The sequence below is a fragment of the Anaerohalosphaeraceae bacterium genome, assembly GCA_037479115.1.
Taxonomy (GTDB): Bacteria; Planctomycetota; Phycisphaerae; order Sedimentisphaerales; family Anaerohalosphaeraceae; genus JAHDQI01.
Genome location: JBBFLK010000002.1, coordinates 110,878 through 127,692, shown reverse-complemented (window position 1 = coordinate 127,692; position 16,815 = coordinate 110,878). Strand labels below are relative to the sequence as shown.

The 16,815-nt window shown below is 53.4% G+C and carries 19 protein-coding genes and 1 pseudogene; 19 read left to right on the top strand and 1 reads right to left on the bottom strand.

Features of this window, described 5'->3' with window-relative positions; all coding sequences use genetic code 11:
* Window positions 1–172: 172 nt before the first annotated feature.
* From rpsO to WHS88_01480, 4 genes and pseudogenes are all read left to right on the top strand, one after another.
* On the top strand, window positions 173–439 hold the full coding sequence (gene rpsO / locus WHS88_01495) for a 30S ribosomal protein S15 (protein MEJ5258843.1): 267 nt from the start codon (window positions 173–175) through the stop codon (window positions 437–439).
* Between the two features lie 108 nt (window positions 440–547).
* Complete coding sequence (pnp, locus tag WHS88_01490; protein ID MEJ5258842.1) at window positions 548–2,662, top strand: polyribonucleotide nucleotidyltransferase; 2,115 nt, start codon at window positions 548–550, stop codon at window positions 2,660–2,662.
* A 120-nt stretch (window positions 2,663–2,782) separates the two neighbouring features.
* Window positions 2,783–2,971, top strand: a pseudogene (locus tag WHS88_01485) (cold-shock protein).
* Between the two features lie 99 nt (window positions 2,972–3,070).
* On the top strand, window positions 3,071–4,519 hold the full coding sequence (locus WHS88_01480; GenBank protein MEJ5258841.1) for a sigma-54 dependent transcriptional regulator: 1,449 nt from the start codon (window positions 3,071–3,073) through the stop codon (window positions 4,517–4,519).
* On the opposite strand, the gene aroF is transcribed toward WHS88_01480, so the two are convergent.
* Window positions 4,514–5,533, bottom strand: a complete 1,020-nt coding sequence (gene aroF, locus WHS88_01475; GenBank protein MEJ5258840.1) for a 3-deoxy-7-phosphoheptulonate synthase — start codon at window positions 5,531–5,533, stop codon at window positions 4,514–4,516. The genes WHS88_01480 and aroF overlap by 6 nt on opposite strands.
* A 94-nt stretch (window positions 5,534–5,627) precedes the next feature.
* Here aroF and WHS88_01470 point away from each other — a divergent pair, with 94 nt between their 5' ends.
* The 15 genes from WHS88_01470 to zwf all read left to right on the top strand — a co-directional run bounded on the left by WHS88_01470 (window position 5,628) and on the right by zwf (window position 16,784).
* Entirely contained in the window at window positions 5,628–6,329 is a 702-nt protein-coding gene (locus WHS88_01470) for a metallophosphoesterase family protein (GenBank protein ID MEJ5258839.1), read from the top strand.
* Window positions 6,330–6,427: 98 nt separating this feature from the next.
* Window positions 6,428–6,916, top strand: a complete 489-nt coding sequence (locus tag WHS88_01465) for a Fur family transcriptional regulator (GenBank protein MEJ5258838.1) — start codon at window positions 6,428–6,430, stop codon at window positions 6,914–6,916.
* The gene (locus WHS88_01460) at window positions 6,907–7,479 is read left to right on the top strand and encodes a rubrerythrin family protein (protein MEJ5258837.1); all 573 of its coding nucleotides are present in this window, start codon (window positions 6,907–6,909) and stop codon (window positions 7,477–7,479) included. Before WHS88_01465 ends, WHS88_01460 begins: the two co-directional genes overlap by 10 nt.
* Before the next feature lie 176 nt (window positions 7,480–7,655).
* The gene (gene tpx / locus WHS88_01455; protein ID MEJ5258836.1) at window positions 7,656–8,171 is read left to right on the top strand and encodes a thiol peroxidase; all 516 of its coding nucleotides are present in this window, start codon (window positions 7,656–7,658) and stop codon (window positions 8,169–8,171) included.
* A gap of 27 nt (window positions 8,172–8,198) precedes the next feature.
* Window positions 8,199–9,380 (top strand): FprA family A-type flavoprotein, encoded by a 1,182-nt coding sequence (locus WHS88_01450; GenBank protein MEJ5258835.1) that lies wholly within the window; start codon window positions 8,199–8,201, stop codon window positions 9,378–9,380.
* 105 nt (window positions 9,381–9,485) lie between these two features.
* Window positions 9,486–9,983: a ferritin gene (locus WHS88_01445; GenBank protein MEJ5258834.1), complete on the top strand. Its 498-nt coding sequence runs from the start codon at window positions 9,486–9,488 to the stop codon at window positions 9,981–9,983.
* A gap of 4 nt (window positions 9,984–9,987) precedes the next feature.
* The gene (locus WHS88_01440; protein MEJ5258833.1) at window positions 9,988–10,476 is read left to right on the top strand and encodes a ferritin family protein; all 489 of its coding nucleotides are present in this window, start codon (window positions 9,988–9,990) and stop codon (window positions 10,474–10,476) included.
* Between the two features lie 46 nt (window positions 10,477–10,522).
* Window positions 10,523–11,584: an RnfABCDGE type electron transport complex subunit D gene (locus WHS88_01435; protein MEJ5258832.1), complete on the top strand. Its 1,062-nt coding sequence runs from the start codon at window positions 10,523–10,525 to the stop codon at window positions 11,582–11,584.
* Window positions 11,581–12,192 (top strand): FMN-binding protein, encoded by a 612-nt coding sequence (locus WHS88_01430; protein MEJ5258831.1) that lies wholly within the window; start codon window positions 11,581–11,583, stop codon window positions 12,190–12,192. The genes WHS88_01435 and WHS88_01430 overlap by 4 nt, the downstream gene beginning before the upstream one ends.
* Window positions 12,189–12,812, top strand: coding sequence for an Rnf-Nqr domain containing protein (locus WHS88_01425; GenBank protein ID MEJ5258830.1), 624 nt, complete (start codon window positions 12,189–12,191; stop codon window positions 12,810–12,812). The genes WHS88_01430 and WHS88_01425 overlap by 4 nt, the downstream gene beginning before the upstream one ends.
* On the top strand, window positions 12,809–13,408 hold the full coding sequence (locus WHS88_01420; protein MEJ5258829.1) for an Rnf-Nqr domain containing protein: 600 nt from the start codon (window positions 12,809–12,811) through the stop codon (window positions 13,406–13,408). Before WHS88_01425 ends, WHS88_01420 begins: the two co-directional genes overlap by 4 nt.
* The gene (locus WHS88_01415) at window positions 13,408–14,511 is read left to right on the top strand and encodes a 2Fe-2S iron-sulfur cluster binding domain-containing protein (protein ID MEJ5258828.1); all 1,104 of its coding nucleotides are present in this window, start codon (window positions 13,408–13,410) and stop codon (window positions 14,509–14,511) included. Before WHS88_01420 ends, WHS88_01415 begins: the two co-directional genes overlap by 1 nt.
* Window positions 14,512–14,520: 9 nt before the next feature.
* A complete protein-coding gene (locus tag WHS88_01410) occupies window positions 14,521–14,976 on the top strand; it encodes a hypothetical protein (protein MEJ5258827.1) in 456 nt (151 codons plus the stop codon).
* Between the two features lie 30 nt (window positions 14,977–15,006).
* On the top strand, window positions 15,007–15,168 hold the full coding sequence (locus WHS88_01405; protein ID MEJ5258826.1) for a rubredoxin: 162 nt from the start codon (window positions 15,007–15,009) through the stop codon (window positions 15,166–15,168).
* 74 nt (window positions 15,169–15,242) lie between these two features.
* Window positions 15,243–16,784 carry a glucose-6-phosphate dehydrogenase gene (zwf, locus tag WHS88_01400; GenBank protein MEJ5258825.1) on the top strand — a complete coding sequence of 514 codons (1,542 nt, stop codon included), beginning with the start codon at window positions 15,243–15,245 and terminating at the stop codon, window positions 16,782–16,784.
* Window positions 16,785–16,815 lie beyond the last annotated feature (31 nt).

Sequence of the window (16,815 nt, the reverse complement as noted above, 5' to 3'; positions counted from 1 at the left end):
GTTGAAAGTTCCTCTCGAAAAATCGCCCTCAGTTAAAAAACGGTTGATAATTCCGTTTAATTTGTTATAATGCCGATTCGAGACAAACGAGAAAATGGATGTAAGGTAAGCGAGAGAAAAGACTTAAGGAGCTATTGGGGCTCCGGGTCGCAGTAGAAAGGCAAAGACGAAGATGTTAACAAAAGAAATGAAGGGAAAAATCATCTCTGAGTACAAAACGAATGAGAAAGACACCGGTTCGCCGGAAGTCCAGATTGCCATTTTGACAGGACGCATCAACGAACTGACGGAACATCTGAAAACTCACCCAAAAGATCACTCGTCCCGGCGAGGGCTTTTGAAAATGGTTGGGACACGGTCTTCCTTGCTCAAGTATATCCGGAACAAGGATATCAACCGTTACCGCAACATCATTTCACGTCTGGGGCTCCGAAAATAGGGCCCTTTTCTGTTTTTCGGGACTCTCCAAAAGACAATTTCGTCTTGCGGAGAAAGTGGAGTTTGTAGATAGACAAGAAAAAGTAGGGTATTTGTTAGGATAAATCGAATGTTCTCAATTCATAGAGTTGAAAAGTTAATCGGCGGCAAGATGCTCTCGCTGGAAACCGGCCAGATTGCCCGCCAGGCCCACGGAGCGGTTGTCGCCCAAATCGGCCAAACGATGGTCTTATCCACAGTCGTTTCAGCGGAACAGCGGTCAGAGGATATTGACTATTTTCCCCTGAATGTGGAATACCGGGAAAAATACAGTGCGGCAGGCCGATTCCCCGGCGGTTTTATTAAACGGGAAGGCCGCCCGACGACCAAGGAAATTTTGACGGCTCGAATGATTGACCGCCCGATTCGGCCTTTGTTTCCGGACGGGTATTTCAATGAGGTTCAGATTATTGCTACAGTTCTCAGCGCCGACCCTCTCTATGACCCCGATGTGCTGGCGATGATTGCTTCCAGTGCCGCGCTGGCAATCAGCAAAGTACCCTTCCTGGGGCCGGTCGGGGCTTGCCGACTGAGCCGTGTAGACGGCAAATACATCTTTTTCCCCACCTATGACGAGCGGGAAAAAAGTGATTTTAATCTCGTGCTGGCCGGACGTCGGGAAGCGGTGAATATGATTGAGGTGGATGCCAAACAGATTCCCGAAAACGAGGCCGCCGAGGCCATTGCACAGGCCCATCAGGTGGTGCGTCAGGTTTGTGATTTGATTGATGAGCTGGCAGCTCGCTGCGGACAGGAAAAGGAGATGACGGTCTCGGAGCTGGACCCGCAGCTGGTTGCGGAAATTACGGAAAAAACCGCGTCGGCCTATCGTCAGGCCTATCAGATTCGCCAAAAAGCAGAGCGAAAACAGGCCCTTGAGGCGATTGCAGAGCAGATTGTCGCCGAATATGTTATGCCGGAAAATGCGGAACCCCGGGCAACCCTTCGGGATGTCAAACGCATTCTCGAAAAGGTTCAGCGGGCCGAAGTCCGCAAACTCCTGCTGGAGGGCAAGCGCCCCGATGGACGCAGTTTTACGGAGCTTCGTCCGATTTCCTGTCAGGTTGGTCTGCTGCCTCGCTCCCACGGCTCAGCGCTCTTTACCCGCGGAGAAACCCAGGCGCTGGTTACCTGCACGCTCGGAACCGGTCGGGATGAGCAGACGATTGACGGCCTGACGGAGGAATATGCACAAAGTTTCATGCTTCATTACAATTTCCCGCCGTTTTGTGTGGGCGAAGTGCGTCCGGTACGCGGCCCCAGCCGTCGGGAAATCGGACACGGCGCCCTGGCGGAGAAGGCTCTCGAGCAGGTCAAGCCCAAAGAGGAAGATTTTCCCTATACCATCAAAATCGTCTCGGATATTACCGAATCGAACGGCTCCAGCTCGATGGCTTCTGTCTGCGGCGGCACGCTGGCCCTGATGGATGCGGGAGTGCCGATTCTCAAGCCGGTGGCCGGTATTTCCATTGGACTGGTTACGGAAGGGACTCGCTATGAGCTTCTGACCGATATTATCGGGGACGAAGACCATTACGGCGATATGGATTTCAAGATTGCCGGAACGGATACGGGAATTACCGCCATCCAGCTGGATATCAAGGCCGAAGGACTTCCGCATGAGATTATGGTGGCGGCAATGGAGCGGGCCCGTCAGGCACGGCTGCAGATTCTGGAGATTATGAAGCAGACAATTGAAAAACCGCGCCCGGCCTTAAGTCCTTACGCTCCGAAGATTATTACCATCAAGATTGATCCGGAATACATCGGCAAGGTCATCGGGCCGTCCGGCAAGATGGTCAAGAGCATTCAGGAGCAGACCGGTTCGCTGATTGAAATTGAAGAGGACGGCACGATTTCCATCAGCTGTGTCGGCGGCGACGGACATCTGGTCGCACGGGATATTATCGAGGCGATGACGACCCCGCCGCAGGTCGGACGCATTTACCGCAATGCCAAAGTTGTGGCGGCCAAGGATTTCGGCGTCTTTGTCGAGATTACCCCCGGCGTTGAAGGACTCTGTCATATCAGCGAATTGTCGGATGGGTATGTCAAGAATGTCCAGGACGTCTGCAAGGTCGGAGATACCATTGATGTCAAACTGATTTCGATTGATGAGCAGGGGCGCTTTAAGTTGAGTCGGAAAGCCGTCCTGCAGGAAAAAGGAATCAGCGAGAAAAAGTAAATTCGGTGAAGGTCTGCCGTCTCGAAAAGAGCAGCGGTGTTGCTTTTTGGGGGGCGGCGGCAGAGAAACTCGGGCTCAACAACCAAAGACCTCTTTGTGTGCGCAGAAGGAGGGACAAGAATGACAGGGACGGTGAAGTGGTTTGATCCTGTCAAGGGTTTCGGTTTTATTTACGGACCGGACGGGAACGATGTATTTGTCCATTATACCGCGATTCTGCAGGAAGGATATCGGCGTCTGGTTCATGACCAGCTCGTTGAATATGAATTGGTGCAGACCCCCAAAGGTTTTCAGGGGCGAAACGTACGCGTGATCGGCAAACCGGTCCGCAAAGACAAGCCGGCTTCCGAAAAGGCCGTTCCGAAGTCATTGCAGGAAAAGGAAGAGAAGTAGTTTTCCGAATGCACAATGGGAAAAAAGCCGGTTATTTTGGTTGCAGATGAAGAGCGCCGGCAGGCAGAGCAGCTTGAGGAACTGTTTCCGGATATGCTGCGGGTTCTCTGGGCCCAGACGACCCGGCAGGCCCTCGATGCCCTTCAAAACGAGGGGAGCATCTGTCTGGTGCTGTGCGACCTCAATCTGAACGGAGGAACGGACGGTTTTGTCCTGCTGGAAGCCGTCAAAGCCCGCCGCGCCGGGATACCGGTTGTCATTACGACCTCTTCGGCTTCTATAGATGCCTGCAAGCAGGCCATACGAAGAGGCGCCTGGGACTTTCTGGTAAAACCCATTGCCCCGGAGCAGCTGCGTACTCTGGTGGAGCAGGCCGTTCCGGATGCGCTGCAGGCTCGCTGGGTTGATGACTTTGTCTTTCCCGGCGTGCACAGCCGAAGCCCTCTGATGCAGAGTGTCTATCGCATTCTTCGTCGTGTGGCTCCTACGGATTTGAGCGTTCTGATTGAAGGGGAATCCGGCACCGGCAAGGAGCTGACGGCACGAGCGCTGCACGAAAATTCCCGGCGGAAGGACGGTCCTTTTTGTCCGATTAACTGTGCCGGTCTGGCGGAAACGCTTTTGGAAAGCGAGCTGTTCGGCCATGTCAAGGGGGCTTTTACGGGGGCGACCAGCGACCGCAAAGGGCTTTTTCAGATAGCCGACGGCGGCACCCTTTTTCTGGATGAAATCGGCGATATGCCCTTGCCGATGCAGGCTAAACTGCTCCGCGTTCTCGAAGACGGAGTCATTCGTCCGGTAGGGTCCAGCCATTCGATTGTCGTGGATGTTCGGGTGATCAGTGCCACCAATCACGACCTGGCGGCCCTGGTCGAGCAGAAAAAATTTCGCCAGGATTTGTATTTCCGCATCAAAGAAGCGGCGGTCACGCTGCCTCCGCTGCGCAAACGCCCGCAGGATATCCCGGAATTGTTCGGCTACTTTCTCAAAGAAGCCTGCGAGGATACGGGGCGGGATATTCATCTGATTACCGAACCGGCGATGCGGGCGCTGATGGCCTATTCCTGGCCGGGAAATATTCGCCAGCTGCGGAATGTGGTGCGAACCATGGTGGTTCTGTGTGAGAAGGACATTCTCGATTTGCAGGATTTGCCGCCGGAAATCTCCCGCTTGAAACAGCTGGAGGCGCCGGCTCCAGCCGTCCGGGAATCGCCCACGGAGACGCCGCTGCCGGCCGGAGAAAATCCGCCGGAAGAACCGATGATTCTTAATGCCTTTGCCTCGAATGCTTCCGCAGGAGATTCCTTTTTTGAGGAAATGTCCGGCAAATCGCTGGAGGAAGTCGAACGGGAACACATCCGGCGGACGCTCGAGAAGACCGGACACAACCGTGCAGAGGCGGCGCGGATTTTGAAAATCGGGGAGCGCACCCTCTACCGGAAAATCAAAGAATACAACTTATAAATCCCGGTCAACGGCCTGAGCAACTTTTCGAAGCTGCATTATCAGGCGATTCAGCGTCTCCGGAGTGATGGACTGGGCTCCGTCGGATACGGCGTGTTCCGGGTCAGGATGGCACTCAATCAGCAGCCCGTCGGCTCCGGCGGCCACAGCAGCCAGACTCATCGAAGGCACCATATAGGCGTGGCCGGTTCCGTGAGACGGGTCGACGACAACCGGCAGGTGGGTCCGTTCCCGCAGGGCAGGAATAATGGCCAGCGGCAGCGTGTTGCGGACATAGGTTTCAAATGTTCGAATACCCCGCTCGCAGAGAATTACGTTTGGGTTGCCGGCGTTGATAATGTACTCGGCGGCCAGAAGAAACTCATCCAGCGTGGCGCTCATCCCTCGTTTCAGCAGAACCGGCTTTTTCGTTTGGCCGACGGCTTCCAGCAGCGGATAATGCTGCATATTGCGGGCGCCGATTTGCAGAACATCGGCCACCGGAAGCACTTCTTCGATTTGTTCCAGCCCCACTACTTCGGTTACGATGGCCAATCCGGTTTCCTGTCTGGCTTCCGCCAGCAGTTCCAGGCCCTTTTTGCCCAGGCCCTGATGGCTGTACGGGCTTGTTCGCGGCTTGAAGGCCCCGCCGCGAAAGCCGATGCATCCGGCCGCGGCCGCCTGGCGGGCGGTCTGAAGGACCTGCTCGCGGCTTTCGACGGCGCAGGGACCGGCGATGACGCCGATTTTGGTGCCGCCGATGGGAAACTGCCGAGGACCGATGGGGATAATCGTGCGTTCTTTTTTGACTTCCAGCGAAGCCATTTTGTAGGGAGCCAGAATCGGCACAATCTTTTCCACCATCGGGGCATTTTCGATGGCTCCTTTGTCCACAGCCCGTTTGTCGCCTAAACAGGCAATTACGGTGCGGTCTGTGCCGTAAATAATATGTTCTTTCAGCCCGTACTCTCGGACCAATTTGACGACGTGCTGAATCTGGGCTTCCGTCGCCCCCGGTTTCATTACGACAATCATATTCGTATCTTTCCGGAATTAATGGTTTTCGTGAAAAGAAAAAATCCTATCATCGGATGACTTTTTTTTCAAGGAAACAAAAAACGGAAAGATTTTGACCCTGCTGACGGGACGGGATAGAATTTCAAAGGCGAAAAACGGGGTTACTGTGAGACTTTTACTGTTGGCAGATTTGCATAACAGAGTCGAAGGCCTGGATGCTGTCGCGGGAGGCCATGACGCAGTGCTTTTGGCCGGAGACATTGCGAATTTCGGCGGATTGGAGAAAGTCCGCGAAATATTATCTGTTCTGGAGGAGCATTGTCCGGTTGTTTTGGGTGTTTCGGGAAATTGCGACCCTTCCGGCGTTGCAGAGCTTCTGAAGGACAGGGGAGCGTTGCTGGATGGAATCGTGGTGGAACATCAGAATTTTTGTTTCGCAGGGATAAGCGGAACAGAACCGTCGGTATTTAACCAAGACAGAGAATATCCAAATTCTCCTTTTCTAAAGACTCTCCAAAAGATAAAATCTGCTTTGAAGCCGAGCTTGCCTTTTGTATTTGTTTCCCATCAGCCTGCATTCAATACATCTGTGGACAAATTTGCGCAAGGTCAGCATACAGGTAGCCGTGCCATACGAACTTTTATTATGGAGACAGAGCCGATTCTTGCCGTTTCGGGTCATATTCATGAAGCCGTATCCAAAGACAAAATCGGCAGAACAATTCTTGTAAATCCCGGCCCTTTTAAAAATGGGCTTTACGCAACCGCTGAGATAAACGGGACTTGCGTTGATATTCAGTTTCAGTCTCTTTAGAGAATGTGCTCTTTTTGCATTTTTTAACAAAAATTTAACTTGCATAAGAACAAAAACTAAATAAGAACATATACTAATTAGTTAAAAAAATAAAATCGATGTCCAAAGAGACTGTAAAAACAATTGAGGAAAGGCTGAAAGACTTCGAAACCCTCTGCCGGTCCAAAGGGTTAAAGATTACCCCGCAGCGTTTGGGGGTCTTTAAGGTTTTGCTCGAGTCCAGAGACCACCCGACGGCCGAAGAGGTTTATCGGCAGGTTCGACAAGAGATGCCGAGCATTTCTCTGGATACGGTCAACCGAACACTCAATACTCTGCTCCAAATCGGGGCGGCTTTTCTGGTGGAAGGGACCGGCCAGCCGAAACGTTATGACGGCGGGCTGGAAGACCACCAGCATTTCCGGTGCCTGCGGTGCGGCACCATCATCGATTTTCAATATGAACCATTCGAGAAAATTGAAGTTCCGTCCTGTTTGGCGGACCAATGTACGGTTTTGCGAAAAAGCGTTTATTTTGAGGGTATCTGTAAACGTTGTTTGGAACAAAAAGAACAGTTAGAAGAAGGGAGAAGTGCAGTATGTCAGTGAAAGGAACCAAGACGGAAAAGAACTTGCTGACGGCTTTTGCCGGAGAATCTCAGGCCCGCAATCGGTACACGTATTTTGCCAGTCAGGCCAAAAAGGAAGGCTATGAACAGATAGCCGCCATCTTTATGGAAACGGCCGAACAGGAAAAAGAACATGCCAAACGTCTGTTCAAGTTCCTGGAAGGCGGTGAGGTAGAAATTTGTGCTGCTTTTCCGGCCGGTGTGATTGGGACTACCGAACAGAATCTGGCCCATGCGGCCCATGGGGAAAACTACGAAACAACCGTGATGTATCCGGAATTTGCCAAAACGGCGGAAGAGGAAGGATTTAAGGAAATTGCCGGTGTATTCCGCAAGATAGCGGTGGCGGAAGCCAGACATCGTGATCGTTATCTGGCTTTGCAGGCCAATGTGAAGGAAGGAAAGGTTTTCAAGCGTTCCAAGCCGCAGCGCTGGGTCTGCAGAAACTGCGGATATGTCCACGAAGGGCTCGAGGCCCCGGGAACCTGTCCGGCCTGTGCTCATCCGCAGGCGTTCTTTGAGCTGGAAGCGGTGAATTACTAATGACATAACCAAGCCGGAGGGGACGGTTTGCCTTTCAGGAACGTTCCGGCCGACTGACCGACCCCCAGTCGGTCGGGCTTCCTGGAGGGATGGGAAAAAAGATGAAAAAAACGATTTCAGCGCTAATTTTGCTTGTTCTGCTTAAATCCGGCTGCAGAACGGAAAGGGATGAGATTATGCAGGAACGAAAAGGGCTGATTACATTTAAAGGGGCACCTTTGACGCTGGTAGGCAGGGAATTGAACGTAAATGACCCGCTTCCCGATGTGGTGCTGACGGCACCGGATTTGTCGGATGTCAAACTGTCTGATTTTCGCGGCCAGACCCTGATTCTTTCTACCGTACCTTCTCTGGATACCGGCATCTGCGATCTGCAGACGAGGCGGTTCAACGAGGAAGCCAAAAAACTCGCCGGCAAAGCGGCTGTTTTGACGGTGAGCATGGACCTGCCGTTTGCCCAGAAACGCTGGTGCGGTGCCGCTGGTGCAGAGCATGTGCGGGTGGCCTCCGATTACAAAGAAGCGGCTTTTGCCAAGGCAACTGGTTTGCTGATCAAAGAACTGCATCTGCTGGCTCGTTCTGTTATCATCGCCGACAAAAACGGCAAAGTTGTCTATATCCAGCTGGTGCCTGAAGTGGCGACTGAGCCGGATTATGATGCTGTGCTGAATGTTTTGTCTATGATGCGATAAGATGTTTCGCTTTTCAGGAGAAATCCGATGAACACCCTGGCTGAACGTGTGTATGCTGTGGGAGTCCAGCATTGGGACCGACGGCTTTTTGATGAATTGATTCCGCTTCCGGATGGAACCAGCTATAATGCCTACCTGATAAAGGGCAGCCAGAAAACTGCTTTGCTGGATACAGTTGACCCGGCCAAGACCTCCGAACTGATTGACCATCTGGTTCAGGCAGGCATTGAGAAACTGGATTACGTCATCAGTCATCATGCCGAGCAGGACCATTCCGGCAGTATTCCTGATGTGCTTTTGATGTATCCGGAAGCCAAGGTGGTGACCAATCCAAAATGCAAAACGATGCTGATGGACCACCTGCGGCTGGAAGAAGAGCAGTTCATAACCGTCGAAGACGGTCAGGAGCTGTCTTTGGGGGATAAGACTCTTCGGTTTATTTACACGCCGTGGGTGCATTGGCCGGAAACGATGTGCACCTGGCTGCCGGAGGACCGGATTTTGTTCAGCTGCGACTTTTTCGGTTCGCATCAGGCGACCAGCCGGCTTTTTGTGGAGGACGAACCGACGGTTTACGAGGCGGCCAAACGCTATTATGCAGAGATTATGATGCCGTTCCGTTCGGCCATTCGGGGCAATATGAAGAAGATTGAAACCCTCGATATTCGTCTGATTGCCCCCAGTCACGGACCGGTTTATCCCAAGCCGTCCTTTATTATGGATGCTTATCGCGACTGGATCAGCGATGATGTCAAGAATGAAGTGGTGCTTGCCTTTGTCTCGATGCACGACAGCACCCGTCGGATGGTCGAGTATTTCACGGAGGCCCTGGCATCCCGGAATATCCGCGTGCAGGTGTTCAATATTACCGGCGGAGATGTCGGGAAGCTGGCGATTTCTCTGGTGGATGCGGCCACGGTGGTTCTGGCTACACCGACGGTTCTGACGGGGCCTCATCCCAATGCGGCCTATGCGGCGATGCTGGTCAATGCCCTGCGGCCGAAAACCCGTTTTATCGGGTTAATCGGCTCGTACGGCTGGGCCGGCAAAATGCCGGAGCAGATGACCTCGCTGCTGAGCGGGCTGAAAGCGGAAATGCTGCCGCCGGTTATCGCCAAAGGGTATCCGACCGAAGCCGTCTTTACGGCCTTGGATGAATTGGCGGAAACCATTTTGAACCGCCACCGCCAGGCGGGACTCTGCCAATAAACCAAAAAGAAAAACAACAGATTGCAAAAAAAACAGACGGCTGTACAATATCAGCACAGAAAAGCGGTCTGTGGAAACGGAACACAAGCAAAAGGGGAGATAGTTATGATTTCCAAGGCAATCGAAAAGGCCTTTAATGAACAGCTGGCCGCAGAAACTTATTCAGCCTACCTGTACTGGTCGATGTCAGCCGCCCTCGAGGAGATGCAGCTGCCCGGTTTTGCTCACTGGATGCGGGCCCAGGCCCAGGAAGAAATGACCCATGCGATGAAGTTTTACCATCATATTGTGGAGCGCGGCGGGCGGGTCAAACTGGGGGCCATTGCCGCTCCCCCGACCGACTGGGAATCTCTGCTAAAGATGTTTGAAGAGGTGCTCAAGCATGAACGGCATGTGACCGCTTTGATTCATAAACTGGTCGAAACGGCTGCCCAGGAGAAAGATTATGCCGCCGGCGTGTTTCTCCAGTGGTTTGTCAGCGAACAGGTGGAAGAGGAAGCCGCTGCGGAACTGATTTTGGCGAAAATCAGAATGGTTCAGGACAGCAAAGGCGGCCTTTATATGCTCGATAAGGAAATGGGACAGCGTGGTGCGGGAGACTAAACTTATGGCCATCACTTTTAATGCGGACGAGATTTTTGAAATTGCAGAGCGAATTGAGAGCAATGCGGCTCGGTTTTATCGGGAAGCAGCCGGCAAGGCCGCCAAACCGGATTTGAAAAAGATGCTGCTGGACCTGGCGGTCATGGAAGAGGGGCATGAGAAGACCTTCGCGCTGATGCGGAAGGACTTGTCGCCTTCAGAAAAAGATACGGCTGTCTATGATCCGGACGGCGAAGCGGCTCAATACCTCAAGACGATGGCGGATTTCCACGGCACAGAAGGCAAGGCCGGCCCGATGGAAAAACTGACCGGAAAAGAGTCAATGGCGGAGCTGCTGAAGATTGCAATCAATGCCGAAAAAGATTCCATTGCATTCTATGTCGGCATCAAGGGGCTCGTGCCGACAAAATCCGGCAAAGACAAAATTGAAAAAATTATTGTTGAGGAGATGTCCCACGTAACGGCACTGGGGGCCAAACTCCAGTCTTTGTAGCAGAACGGATTGAAATCCGCAGCGGCAGGGAGGCAAGAGACATCCGATGACCCCGCAGGCCCGACAGTCTTGGCTCCGCAGGCAGCCGGCGATGCGAAAAGTGCTGCTGGCGCTGGTGCCCTGTCTGCTGGGCGGCTGGTATTATTTCGGTTTTCGAATTGTCGCGATGGCGGCCTTCTGCTGCGTATGGGGTTTTTCCCTCGAATGGCTTTTCTGCCGCCGCCGAAACGAGCCCGTCAGCGAAGCGGTCTTTGTTACCGCAGTTCTTTTTACTCTGATTATGCCGCCGACTGTGGGCTGGCATGTGCTGGCGGTCGGGATGGCCTTTGCGGTCATTTTTAGCAAGGAGGTTTTCGGCGGATTCGGCAGGAATTTTTTTAATCCCGCCATGGCCGGACGCTGTTTTGTCTATGTCTGTTTTCCTGTGGCAATGACCGGCATCTGGGCGCCGCCGGCACAGGGGCCGCTTGGGGCCTTGCTGCAATGGACAACCGCCGTCGGGCCGGACGGCGTATCGGCCGTCACGAGTGCCACTCCGATGGCTCATAAAAAAGCCGGCAGGATTCAGCTGGGGACCTGGACCGAGCCGGCTGGAGATATTCCTTTTCTCATCGACGAAAAACAAACCGTGACCGTCTCCAAATGGACGATATTCAAAGGGCTTTTCTTCGGGCGAATCGGCGGTTCGGCGGGGGTAACCAGTGCCCTGCTGATTTTGATAGGGGGGCTGTATCTCTTTGTCACCAAAACAGCCAGCCGGACCGTCATCCTCTCAACGGTCGGCTCCTACGCAGTTCTAAATGAAATTCTGTATCAACTGGGTGTTCAGCCGGTGCCTGGAGCGATGATGGCCGTTCTCGGAGGGGGCTTTTTGTTCGGTGCCTTTTTTATGGCGACAGACCCTGTCACCTCGCCGCGTACGGAACCGGCCAAAATTATCTATGGGATTCTCATTGGGACCTGTACCCTGGTGATTCGAAACTTTTCCATTTTTAACGGCGGTCTGATGTTTTCGATTCTGCTGGGCAATATGTTTGCTCCGATTCTGGATGTGGCGGTCAATGCCTGGCAGCAGCGAAGAAAACCGGTTCAGGAGGCGGCTGTATGAATTCCCGCTCTTTCTATGCCGTCGGTTATATGTTTCTGATTACAGCGTTTTTCAGCACGCTGATTATCGGGTTTGCCCGGGGAACGCAGACGCGCGTTCTGGCCAATGAACGTTTGGCTTTTGAAAAGGCGGTTTTGACGGCTTTCGGAAACTTCTCCTATAAAACGGATGCCGAGGTCAACCGGCTGTTTCAGGAGCATTTCGCTCAGAACCCGGAATATGGGAAGGCCTGGGTTTATAAAAAAGACGGTGTCCTTGCCGGTTTTGCTCTGCCTTTTGAAGGGAAAGGATTCTGGGCTCCCATCAAGGGAGTTGCCGCCGTTTCTCCGGACGGTCAAAAGCTGTTGGGGCTGGCTTTTTATGAGGTCAATGAAACCCCGGGCTTGGGGGCCCGGATTGTGGAGCCGTTTTTCCGCCGTCAGTTTGAGGGGCTGCGGCTTCGCTCGCAGGGGCTGCTGCTGGAGCTGAAGCCGGAGGGGACGGTTTTGTCGGAAGGGCAGGTGCACGCCATCAGCGGAGCCACACAGACCTGTGTGCGTCTGGAGGCGATTTTGAATGAACAGCTGAAAGACTGGCTGGATGCGATGCGCAGGGAGGGGCGATTGTGAAAACGGCTTCGGTCAAACCCATGCAGGAAATCATTCGCGATGGGCTCTGGAAGGATAACCCTATCTTTCGCCAGATTCTGGGGATTTGCAGTACGCTGGCCGTGACCAATCTGGTGCTGAACACCTTTGTGATGTGTACGGCTCTGACGCTCGTAACGGCCTTAAGCTGCTGGACGGTTTCACTGCTGCGCAGCTGGACTCCCCGGAATATCCGAATGATGGTGCAGACGCTGATTATAGCCTTCTATGTGATTATTGTGGATGTGGTCCTGAAGGCCTATTGGCCGGATATGAGCCGCAGTCTGGGCCCATATGTGGGGCTGATTATCACCAACTGCATCGTGATGGGCCGCTGCGAGGCCTTTGCCGGTTCGAATCCGCCGGGTCCGGCCTTCTGGGATGGGTTCTTTAACGGGTTGGGGTATTCCGCCGTTTTGCTTGGGATTGCGGTCATTCGGGAAGGGCTGGGGATGGGAACCTTCTGCGGCTGGCCGCTGCCGTATTTTTCCACGCATTGGGATAAGTGGATTATTATGGTGATGCCGCCGGGCGGGTTTTTTGTGCTGGCTTGTGTCATTTGGGCCTGCCGGTCGATTCGGCCCAGGGAGGTTAAAAAATGAACGGTCTTGGCGCGGAACTCTGGCAGGCGGTTGTGGTTTGCTTTGCGGCGGTGTTTACCAACAACATCCTGCTGACGACGTTTTTGGGGATGTGCCCGTTTACGTCCGTATCCCGCGAAGTGCGAACCGCCGCCGGGCTGGGCGGGGCGGTGGTTTTTGTGATGACGTTTACCTGTCTGCTGAACTGGATGGCCTATCACTGGATTCTGGTTCCGCTGGGACTGGAGTTTTTCCGGTTCATCCTGTTTATTATCATCATTGCGGCGTTTGTGCAGGTGGTCGAGATGATTCTGGACCGGTTCTCGCCTCGGCTCTATCAGAATCTCGGCATTTTTCTGCCGCTGATTACGGTTAACTGTGCGATTCTGGGGGCCTCGCTTTTTATGGTCATCCGCGAGTATTCCCTGATTGTGACGATTGGATACGGTTTCGGCAGCGGGTTGGGCTGGCTTCTGGCCATCTTGGCCATGGCGGGAATTCGCCAGCGGTTTAATGAGTCCCGTGTGCCGGCGGGGCTTCAGGGACCTGGAATTACTCTGATTATCGCCGGCCTGATGGCGCTGGCGTTTATCGGTTTTACGGGGGTGCTGTCCTGATGGTGCTTGAGATTATCCGGGATGTTCTGGCGGTCAGCTCAACGGCAGCATTCTTGACGCTGATTCTGGTTGTTTGTGAGGGGCTGATTTTAAACTACGGTTCCTGTGAAGTGATGATTAACGGTTCCCGCAAAGAGACGGTTCAAGGCGGAAAATCGCTTTTATCGTCGCTGCAGGAAAAGAAGATTTTTATTCCCAGCGCCTGCGGCGGCCGGGGCACTTGCGGCGTGTGCAAAGTGAAGGTCCTCGAAGGAGGGGGGCCGCTCCTGCCTACGGAAACGCCTCTTTTAACCAAACAGGAGCAGCAGGCCGGCGTCCGGCTGTCTTGCCAGGTCAAAGTGCGCGGGCCGCTGGCGATTGAGATTCCGGAGGAGCTCTTTCGGGTGCGCCAGTATCAGGCCCGATGCAGCCGTATCGAAGACCTGACCTATGATATGAAGCGGTTTACCTTTGAACTGACAGAGCCGGATACGATTCCATTTACGGCCGGCCAGTATGTTCAGCTTCGCTGTCCGCCTTATAAAGGCAGCCGGGAAGAAGTGATGCGGGCGTATTCCATCGCCTCCGATCCGCTCGAGAATCGACGGATTGATTTGATTATCCGCCGCGTTCCGAAAGGCATCTGCACCACCTGGTGCTTTGAATATCTTCGCGAGGGAGACCCTGTTTCGTTCACCGGACCGTTCGGCGATTTTTATCTTCGGGATACGCAGACGCCGAAACTGTTTATCGCCGGCGGCAGCGGCATTGCGCCGTTTGTTTCCATCCTCTGGCAGATGAAACATGCCGATGACGGCCGTCAGACGGTTTTCTTTTTCGGAGCAAACCGCACAGAGGATTTGTGTCTGCTGGATGAAATGAAGGCGTTTGAGCAGGCCCTGCCGAACTTTCGTTTTGTGCCGGTCGTGGCCAGGCCGGCTCCCGAAAGCCGCTGGTCCGGTCAGACCGGGCTGGTGACCGAAGCGGTGCAGCGCAGTTTTGAACGGCTGGACGGCTGGGAGGGGTATCTGTGCGGCGGCCCTGGAATGATTGAGGCGGCGATTCGGGTTCTTCGGCAGATGGGGATACCCGACGAAAAGATTTATTACGATAAATTCGCATAGAGAAACGATATGAAACGTTCGCCTTCGGACATTCAATTGGAGAAACTGCTCCGAAGCTCCAAACTCGCTGCCGGCGGGTTTATGGGGGATGACCCTCGCACGCCGGAGGAAGTGATTCGGGAGGATGCCGCCTGTCTGGAACGGCTGGGCAAAACAGCGGCTCAGATTGCCGAGCGGATGCGGATGCTGACGGAAAAAGCGTCTGCTGCGTTGGGCAATCCCGTTCAATTAGAGGATAAATTTGAAGTCCGCTGTGAAGAATGGAAGGGGGGGCTGATTTGCCCGTGGCCGCATCCGGGCCGTTTTCCCAAGCGGCTGACTGTCTGCCGCCGCCTCGATACGGGACGCCAGATTGTCTGGTCGGATTTGAATATCCACCTGATTGAGGCCCATGGGTTTTTTGAAGGGAAGGGGGCTTCCTATCGTTTGGAACCGGAGGACCTGGTACGGGTTCTCTTTGAGTAATAGGGTTTTTGATACGAAAGGGTGTTTACGATGAAAAAGTATCGCTGTCTGATGTGCGGGTATATTTATGACCCGAAAAAGGGAGACCCGGAGAACGGTGTCCAGCCCGGTACGGCTTTTGAAGACCTGCCGGAGGACTGGGTCTGCCCGGAATGCGGCGCCGGCAAAGAGGAATTTGAAGAAGTTCGCTGATGACGGGGTGTCGAGAAAAGCCCTAAGAAGTGTTCTTGGGGCTTTTTCTTTGGAACGGCCGGGGGAAGCGGCGAATGAAAAAAATTGTTCCCAAACTTCAGGAAAGCGGCCCTGTTTTCTGCGTAGAAACCGCCGCCGGTCCTTCTTCCATTGTTGTCTTTGGGGCCTCCGGAGACCTGGCCCATCGGAAACTGTATCCGAGTCTGTACGCCCTTTTTTCCTCCGGCCTGATGAGTCAGTCCTTTTATCTGCTCGGCTGCGGACGGACCCCGATGTCCGATGAGTCCTTTCGGGCGGGCATTGAGAAAAATCTCCCAGTGGAAACGGCCGGCAAGGTTTCTTCTAAGACCGCTTTTCTGCAGCGGTGTTTTTATGCGGCGGGGGATTATCAGTCCAAAGACCTTTATGAGGCACTTCACCGACGTATGACAGACCTGGACAGCCGCTTCAATATCGAGGGGGTGCGTTTGTTTTATCTGGCTGTGCCGCCGAATGTGGTCAAACCAATCGTTGAACGGCTGGCGGAAACCAAACTGGCTTGTCCGGCCTCCTCAGGACGGTTTCAGCAGGTACGGCTGGTTCTGGAGAAGCCGTTCGGAACAGATATGGCCTCTGCAGCAGAGCTGGAGCGGGTTCTGCATCGCTGTTTTCATGAATCGCAAATCTATCGGCTGGATCATTATCTCGGTAAAGATACGGTTCAGAACATACTGGTTTTTCGGTTTGCCAACAGTCTGTTTGAGCCCATCTGGAACCGCAATTATATCGACCATGTCCAGATTACCATCGCTGAGTCTATCGGCGTTGAGCATCGAGGGGGCTATTATGACCAGACGGGGGCGCTGCGGGATATGTTCCAAAACCACATGCTCCAGATTTTGTCTCTGGTTGCTATGGAGCCCCCCAGTTCGCTGAGTGCTGAGGCCGTTCGGGATGAAAAGGCCAAAGTGCTGCGGTCGATTGCTCCTTTGTCTGCGGAACCTCTGAATCCTTCTGTGGTCCGTGCACAATACGGTCCCGGAGAGATTAACGGCAAAGCTGTTTGCGGGTACAGGGAGGAGAAAGGCATCCGGCCGGACTCCATGACGGAGACGTTTGTGGCGGCTCGAATCCTGATTGAGAATTGGCGTTGGAACGGAGTCCCCTTTTATTTGCGAACGGGCAAACGTCTTCCGCGAAAGCTGACCGAGATTGTCGTTTATTTCCGGCCTGTTCCTCACCTTCTCTTTCGGCAAGCGGGTTCGACAACCAACCCCTCGAATATACTCAGATTTCAGATTCAGCCGCAGGAAGGTATCTTTCTGCAGTTTCAGGCCAAAAGACCGGGTTCAAAACTGGACCTTGCGATGCTTGAAATGGCGGTTGATTACCAAGGAATCTTTGGGTTTCAAATGCCGGAGGCCTATCAGCACTTGCTTCTGGATTGTTTGGTTGGCGACCAAACGCTTTTTACACGTCAAGACAGTATTTTTTTGGCATGGCAGCTTCTTGAACCTGTTTTAAAGAGCTGGGAGTCACAAAAAGAAGATATATTTGTTTACAAATCCGGAACATCCACAATCTTGCCTGCCGAACAGCTCATTCAAAAAACAGGGCACTCCTGGAATCATTTATAACTGATAAGTCCTTATAAAAGATACGATTATC

Bases quoted from the DNA above. Each gene is read 5' to 3' on its own strand.
- rpsO (MEJ5258843.1), top strand. From the start codon at position 173: ATGTTAACAAAAGAAATGAAGGGAAAAATCATCTCTGAGTACAAAACG.
- pnp (MEJ5258842.1), top strand. From the start codon at position 548: ATGTTCTCAATTCATAGAGTTGAAAAGTTAATCGGCGGCAAGATGCTC.
- WHS88_01480 (MEJ5258841.1), top strand. From the start codon at position 3,071: ATGGGAAAAAAGCCGGTTATTTTGGTTGCAGATGAAGAGCGCCGGCAG.
- aroF (MEJ5258840.1), bottom strand. From the start codon at position 5,533: ATGATTGTCGTAATGAAACCGGGGGCGACGGAAGCCCAGATTCAGCAC.
- WHS88_01465 (MEJ5258838.1), top strand. From the start codon at position 6,428: ATGTCCAAAGAGACTGTAAAAACAATTGAGGAAAGGCTGAAAGACTTC.
- WHS88_01460 (MEJ5258837.1), top strand. From the start codon at position 6,907: ATGTCAGTGAAAGGAACCAAGACGGAAAAGAACTTGCTGACGGCTTTT.
- tpx (MEJ5258836.1), top strand. From the start codon at position 7,656: ATGCAGGAACGAAAAGGGCTGATTACATTTAAAGGGGCACCTTTGACG.
- WHS88_01450 (MEJ5258835.1), top strand. From the start codon at position 8,199: ATGAACACCCTGGCTGAACGTGTGTATGCTGTGGGAGTCCAGCATTGG.
- WHS88_01445 (MEJ5258834.1), top strand. From the start codon at position 9,486: ATGATTTCCAAGGCAATCGAAAAGGCCTTTAATGAACAGCTGGCCGCA.
- WHS88_01440 (MEJ5258833.1), top strand. From the start codon at position 9,988: ATGGCCATCACTTTTAATGCGGACGAGATTTTTGAAATTGCAGAGCGA.
- WHS88_01435 (MEJ5258832.1), top strand. From the start codon at position 10,523: ATGACCCCGCAGGCCCGACAGTCTTGGCTCCGCAGGCAGCCGGCGATG.
- WHS88_01430 (MEJ5258831.1), top strand. From the start codon at position 11,581: ATGAATTCCCGCTCTTTCTATGCCGTCGGTTATATGTTTCTGATTACA.
- WHS88_01420 (MEJ5258829.1), top strand. From the start codon at position 12,809: ATGAACGGTCTTGGCGCGGAACTCTGGCAGGCGGTTGTGGTTTGCTTT.
- WHS88_01415 (MEJ5258828.1), top strand. From the start codon at position 13,408: ATGGTGCTTGAGATTATCCGGGATGTTCTGGCGGTCAGCTCAACGGCA.
- WHS88_01410 (MEJ5258827.1), top strand. From the start codon at position 14,521: ATGAAACGTTCGCCTTCGGACATTCAATTGGAGAAACTGCTCCGAAGC.
- WHS88_01405 (MEJ5258826.1), top strand. From the start codon at position 15,007: ATGAAAAAGTATCGCTGTCTGATGTGCGGGTATATTTATGACCCGAAA.
- zwf (MEJ5258825.1), top strand. From the start codon at position 15,243: ATGAAAAAAATTGTTCCCAAACTTCAGGAAAGCGGCCCTGTTTTCTGC.